Here is a 1,799-nt window from a genome sequence, read left to right on the forward strand (position 1 = left end):
ACGCTCCCGCTGGGGAGGAGCCCGCTTCAGGTGACGCCGATTGGCCTCGGCGCCTGGCAGTGGGGCGACCGGTGGTTCTGGTCATACGGCAAGACCCACCAGCGGCAGGATGTCCAGCAGGCATTTGCTGCGTCGCTGACGGCGGGCGTGAACTGGGTAGACACGGCCGAGGTCTACGGCAATGGGGCTTCGGAGCGCCTGCTGGGGGAGTTCTTGCGGGATGGCGGCGGACCAGTCGTTGTTGCCACCAAGTTCATGCCCTTCCCTTGGAGGCTCCAGGGGCGCGACCTGCTGCGCTCCCTGCAGCGCAGCCTGGCCCGGATCGGCGTCGAACGGGTGGACCTGTACCAGATTCACCAGCCGCTGCCGCCGGTGGCCATCCGCGCGTGGATGCAGGCGATGGCCGAGGCTTATGCCCAGGGACTGGTGCGGGCCATCGGCGTCTCGAACTTCGACCAGCGCCAGATGCTCGCGGCGGCCGAGGCGCTTTCCCAATTCGGGCTGCCCCTCGCCTCGAACCAGGTGAAATTCAGCTTGCTGGCGCGTCAGCCCGAGAGCAGCGGACTGCTGGCGGCCTGCCGCCAGCACCAGATCACGCTGATCGCCTTCAGTCCGCTGGCCCAGGGTCTGCTGACAGGCAAGTACACCCGGGAGAAGAGGCCCCCAGGTGTGCGGCGCTGGATGGCCTCCCGCGTGCCGCCGGATCGCCTGTCCCACCTGGTCCACGTGTTGCGAGAGATCGGGCAGGCCCATGGTGGACGGACGCCGGCCCAGGTGGCGCTGAACTGGGTGATCGGCAAGGGTGCAGTGGCCATCCCCGGAGCCAAGAACGCCGCCCAGGCCGCCGAGAATGCCGGCGCCCTCGGCTGGCGCTTGACCGAGGCTGAGTTGGCCGCCCTCGATCTGGCCGCCGAAGCCGGCGCGTCCGCTAGACCGGGTTCGTCTTGAGCACCTCCGGGCTGGCGCCGAATCGGATTCCGATCCTGGATACAGTATGGACAAAACCAAGACAATGAAGTAGGATTGGCTTCGATCGGAACCCGGGCAATTGCGCCTCGTTGGTTCGAAGCACATCATCAGGAGGCCTGGATGGGGATCCTGAACGGCAAGGTAGCGGTAATCACGGGAGGAACTCGCGGCCTCGGTCTGGCGATCGCCCGCGCCTGTCTGGCTGAGGGGGCAGCAGTCGTCATCGCTTCGCGTTCCCCGGAGTCGGTGGAGCGCGCCTTGCGTGAGCTGTCGCAGAGCGGAGACCGAGCGGCCGGGATGGCCGTGGACGTGGCCGATCCGGATCAGGTCCGCGCTCTGGGACGGCTGGCGCTGGAGAGTTTCGGCAGCCCCGACATCTGGGTCAACAATGCCGGCCTCTCGGCACCCTACGGCGCTACGATGCATGTCCAGCCCGAGGAATTCGTCGCCGTGGTTCAGGCCAACATCCTGGGGGTGTATTGGGGGAGCCGCGAGGCCATGCGCCACTTCCTGGGGCGCGGTTCGGGCAAGTTGATCAATGTCCTCGGGCGCGGCGCCGATCGCCCCGTCGCCTTCCAGAACGCCTACGCCGCCAGCAAGGCCTGGGTCCGCTCGTTCACGCTGTCACTGGCGAAGGAGTACCGCACGACCGGCATCGGGGTGTTTGGCTTCCTACCCGGCATGGTGCGCACTGACATGCTGATCCACCCGACCGCGGTCGAGGGCTACCAGGACAGGCTGGGCGTCATGGAAACTATCGTGCGCATGTGGGCCCAGGAACCGGATATCCCGGCTGCGCGCGCGGTCTGGATAGCCAGCTCGGCCACCGA

2 protein-coding genes are annotated in these 1,799 nt (G+C 67.4%); both read left to right on the forward strand.

Annotated features, from left to right (window positions below; translation table 11 throughout):
- Positions 1–9: 9 nt before the first annotated feature.
- Complete coding sequence (locus MUO23_11135; protein ID MCJ7513510.1) at positions 10–948, forward strand: aldo/keto reductase; 939 nt, start codon at positions 10–12, stop codon at positions 946–948.
- Positions 949–1,089: 141 nt separating this feature from the next.
- On the forward strand, positions 1,090–1,799 hold a 710-nt coding region (locus tag MUO23_11140; GenBank protein ID MCJ7513511.1), incomplete at its 3' end, for an SDR family NAD(P)-dependent oxidoreductase.

Source organism: Anaerolineales bacterium (genome assembly GCA_022866145.1).
In the GTDB taxonomy this organism is placed as follows: Bacteria; Chloroflexota; Anaerolineae; order Anaerolineales; family E44-bin32; genus PFL42.